Genomic DNA, 1,013 nt, shown 5'->3' on the forward strand with positions numbered 1-1,013 from the left:
AACGTCCCGCCGCTACACGAGGTTTGGGATTAAAGATGCGAGGTTTTTCAGTTAAACACAAATTTCCCAAGTACAAAACCATCTTTAAATTCAACCTAATGCCCAAATCTCGTGTAACGGCTGTTACCAGCAGTTATTCCTTTGTGTAATAGTATATCGTGATATTTATATTTTCAGTTAAGTTTGGCATATTTATTCCAACTTCTTTTTTTGTTGTTGTGACTCTCTCTATTAAATTATCACCATTGTATAAATAGTCCTTTTTATATTTCAATTGATTATTTTCGTCAAAATGTAATTCTTCAAGTATTTTTTTAGTATTATCATATTGATACTTTATTGTTTCCTTATTGTCTATTTTTCCATTTTCATTAAATGATATATTTTCTATTTCATTTCCGTTTTCATCTTTTTTAATTTTATGATGGTACCAAAACTCATTATTCGAAAAATACGCTTTAGCTTCTTCAATGTTTTTTTCAGGGTATGAAAATGTAATTTTACTACTTATCTTATTTTCCGAATCTTTAGAAATACTAGAGATTTTTTGATTTTCTTTATTGTAATTTATTTCCTCAATTTCCTTAATAGTATTGTCTTCATCTATAAAGGTTATTTTACTTTCTCTGCAAAAATCATCATAAACTATTTTAACTGTCCTTGTGGTTTTTTCCTTGCCGTTTATTCTTTCGATATCTTCCGATTTCTCAAAATTTTTACATTTCCCATAAAACAGCTTTAATTTGGTATTGTTTTCACCTTTTAAGTTTGTAAAGATTTGTTCCGTCAATTTTCCTTCGCTGTTATAGAGATTTATAAAAGTATTACTGTCTTCGGTATTTACAAATCCATTTTTTATGGAAACAGAACTACCAGTTATTGCTTTGATTTTTAATTCTTTTATTTTTTCAAAATCAATTCTGTTTTCTTGTGAGAAACAAGATAAAGTTGTCATTATGAATGTTATAATTGCTATTTTTTTCATTTCGTTTATAATTGCTGGTAACGTTCCC

1 protein-coding gene is annotated in these 1,013 nt (G+C 27.4%); it reads right to left on the reverse strand.

Annotation, left to right across the window (positions count from 1 at the left end):
- Nucleotides 1–133: 133 nt before the first annotated feature.
- Nucleotides 134–1,013, reverse strand: an 880-nt coding sequence (locus tag ACZ1AQ_RS15105; RefSeq protein WP_489633693.1) for a hypothetical protein, incomplete at its 5' end; no start/stop codon positions are given.

This window comes from Flavobacterium sp. UM26 (assembly GCF_057922445.1).